We start from the raw sequence: 3,116 nt of genomic DNA on the forward strand, positions 1-3,116 counted from the left end.
CTGGAAAGCAGCGTTAAATCGTTTTATGATCGAGTTTGAAGATCGACTCATTGACCATATTTGAACAGGGCAGTTACACAGAATTATCTACAGGCTCCTCTTCATTCGTCGTCGATCTGTCAGCCAGTCATAATCCATGAAGGGATGTCCAAAATTTTTCTCCCTGAGAATTACAGCACCTCGTTTTTGGGCCTTCTCGATTAACTCCTGTGACATGGAAGGCGTAATCACACCATCATTCTGTCCAACAATAAACATAAAATGACTACAATTGTCTGGGAGATGATTAATAGGATCATACGCCGCTGGACATCCATAATTGGATAAACGACTCGGTGAGGTATCTACAATAATACGGTCCAGCCTGGCGTGCTTTTCAAATCCATTCAAGAAAGCTATTCCACCAAACGACATGGCATATATAAAATGTTTGTCGTAATTAGACGAGTTGAGTGCAGCGATTATTTCAGTATAGTCACTGACAATTGCTTTAAGTCGCCGTTTGCCTTCGGAACGACCATAACCACGAAAGTCATAGATATAAACATCAAATCCTGCCGCTGAAAATTGAGTGAATTCATCAATAATCTGGTCTGCCAAAAGAGCATTTCCCTGCAAGATCAGCATGTAACCCTTCGGCAAAGAATCCTGCCCTTTGCTTCCAGTTGCTTTCAGTTTGTAGCCACGCAATATTTTATTGTCTATGGTCTTAAAAAATATATCCTCAACATTTTGCAATCCTGTCAGTCGACCTTCATTCGGCCTACCTGCCAAACTACTCCATAACCAAAACATTAAAGGTTCTCTCAGGCCACAAACACTTTGCTCCAGTTCCATATGGCCATCTTCCCTCTGGGAAGAAACGGAGCTTGAAAATATCGTGAGAAAAGAAAACAAAATTAAGAATCGGTTTGCCATACTATATGAGTATAGAGTAATCGAATCAGAATAGAGACATTTGGCGTTAAGACTGCATATGGATGAACTTTTGGATGGTTACGAAAAATGAAATGGTCCTTCAAACTGATCCGGGTTGCAGGTATTGATGTATATGTGCATGCAACTTTTATTATCCTTCTCCTTTGGATCGGCCTGAGTTACTGGTTGATTGAGGGGGCGCTGGGCGCAGTTCTAAGTGGCGTCGGTTTTATCATTGTGCTGTTTACCTGTGTTGTACTACATGAATTCGGACATGCACTGACAGCACGACGATATGGTATTCGAACACTTCATATAACGCTGTTTCCCATCGGTGGCCTAGCCGCAGTGGAGCGTATGCCTGAAGTTCCAAAACATGAAATTAACGTGGCCTTGGCAGGCCCTGCAGTCAATCTGTTTATCGCATTCTTTCTGTGGTTCTGGCTATCAGTGACAAATACGATGGTATCTGCTGAAGAGCTTACTCTGACGGGAGGCCCGTTTGCACAACGTTGGATGCTCATCAATATTATTCTCGCCGTTTTTAATCTGATACCTGCTTTTCCGATGGATGGTGGACGTATTCTACGTGCCGTCCTTGCTATACGGATGAACCATAATAAAGCAACTCAGCTTGCCGCGAGGGTAGGACAGGGATTTGCCTTGTGGCTGGGCTTGATGGGGCTCCTGTTTAATCCTTTTCTTATGTTTATTGCACTATTTGTTTGGATTGGCGCTGCTTCCGAAGCGGCGGTAGAAGAGGTTAAATCGACGTTGCTGGGTATTTCAGCCGGGCAGGCCATGCTAACGAATTTTGAAGTATTGTCTCCTCACGATCGTTTGCACCAGGCTATTCAGTTGACGCTGGCGGGTAGTCAGAAAGATTTTCCTGTGTTGGATGGTAAAGATGTTGTCGGAGTACTCACACAGACAGATTTATTGCGAGGATTGCATGAGCATGGCGATCAGGAAAGTGTGGGAAACTGGATGCAAACTGACGTACAGTGTGCTGAAAATAATGAGCCACTTGAAGAGGTATTGGAGCGGCTACAGAAAAGTCAGTGTCGCTTATTTACTGTGATGGAAGCTGGTCAATTGGCTGGTATCTTAAACATGGACAATGTGGTGGAGTTGCTCTCCATTCAGAAAGCGTTACATTGATCAAGATAGACTTCAGGGGATGACTGTATCAACGATTATGCTGATTCTCTGCGTTGATATTTATTCAGCCTCGTGTCCTGGTTACTCGGCAAAAATAGATGCCTATCAAAGATGCCCGGATAATGATCTCAGGTTTGATTATTGGATGTCCGCTTTGGGTTGCCGCCAGAAGCAGACATTCACAATTCAAAGATTATTTGGTAAAAAAAAGCCCCAATGACAAAGAGGCTTAAGAATTAATGCATTTGCTTTTGGAAGACAAATGCACTAAATTTCAAATCTTCACGTATGTCCATCCAGAGCTGAGCCTACCCACAACGTGATCTATCGCCGTTTCCCCAGCATGGGTGCGGTCAATCAATTCAACTTCCTCTCCTTTTTCCGTTAGTCGGCTAATGGTGTTCGCGCAAGCCAGGAACATCAGGTGGTCATATTTGTCCATCATTTGGCTCACCCGGTTAGCAACCGCTGACTTATCTACACGAAGTAGATTAAGACCTGCCGCGTTAGCAACCACTTCCACTTGAATTTCATCATTAGCGTAAGACGTCAGAATGCTCTCGACTCGATCAAGCAATTCATTGGCAGCAGCCTTTTCGTCCACATCGATATGCAAAACGGTGTTGTTCTGCGCAAGGTTTTTGACTGGCAGGCTGATCCCGCTTGTAAGCGGTGTGTGACTATTTGCACTGTATGTCGCATGCATGCTCCAACCGACAAGAAAACCCAGGGGAAGCAGCAAGATCATCAGCGCCAGGCTTCGTCCACTATTCGCCCACATTGATCTTGTGACAGGTAGGTGCTGGGGAGGCTCAACATCGTCGTATGCATCACGCAATGCCTGGTCGATCGAGCGGTATTCCCGGACTTTCTCGATGAATGCAGGATTTTCTTCCAAGTGACGCTCCAGCCTGCGCCTCTCTTCCTTGCTAAGTTCACCATCGATGAAGCGATTCAGCTCATCTGCTGTCCAGTATAATGCCTTGTTCATTTCACCCTCCTCAGGTAGGAACGCGATTCAGTGACAGGCTCACTGG

General features: G+C 45.0%; 3 protein-coding genes. 1 reads left to right on the forward strand and 2 read right to left on the reverse strand.

Translation table 11 applies throughout. From position 1 onward, the window contains the following. Positions 1-87: 87 nt before the first annotated feature. Positions 88-837 carry an alpha/beta hydrolase gene (locus tag BOW51_RS09005; RefSeq protein WP_167367295.1) on the reverse strand — a complete coding sequence of 250 codons (750 nt, stop codon included), beginning with the start codon at positions 835-837 and terminating at the stop codon, positions 88-90. Between the two features lie 168 nt (positions 838-1,005). Between BOW51_RS09005 and BOW51_RS09010 the strand changes: the two genes are divergently transcribed. Next, positions 1,006-2,079, forward strand: coding sequence for a site-2 protease family protein (locus tag BOW51_RS09010; protein WP_078477435.1), 1,074 nt, complete (start codon positions 1,006-1,008; stop codon positions 2,077-2,079). Between the two features lie 274 nt (positions 2,080-2,353). On the opposite strand, the gene BOW51_RS09015 is transcribed toward BOW51_RS09010, so the two are convergent. After that, positions 2,354-3,070: a zf-HC2 domain-containing protein gene (locus BOW51_RS09015; protein ID WP_078477436.1), complete on the reverse strand. Its 717-nt coding sequence runs from the start codon at positions 3,068-3,070 to the stop codon at positions 2,354-2,356. Positions 3,071-3,116 lie beyond the last annotated feature (46 nt).

The sequence above is a fragment of the Solemya elarraichensis gill symbiont genome (assembly GCF_002021095.1).
Lineage (GTDB): Bacteria > Pseudomonadota > Gammaproteobacteria > Chromatiales > Chromatiaceae.

Bases quoted from the DNA above. Each gene is read 5' to 3' on its own strand.
- BOW51_RS09015 (WP_078477436.1), bottom strand. From the start codon at position 3,070: ATGAACAAGGCATTATACTGGACAGCAGATGAGCTGAATCGCTTCATC.
- BOW51_RS09005 (WP_167367295.1), bottom strand. From the start codon at position 837: ATGGAACTGGAGCAAAGTGTTTGTGGCCTGAGAGAACCTTTAATGTTT.
- BOW51_RS09010 (WP_078477435.1), top strand. From the start codon at position 1,006: ATGAAATGGTCCTTCAAACTGATCCGGGTTGCAGGTATTGATGTATAT.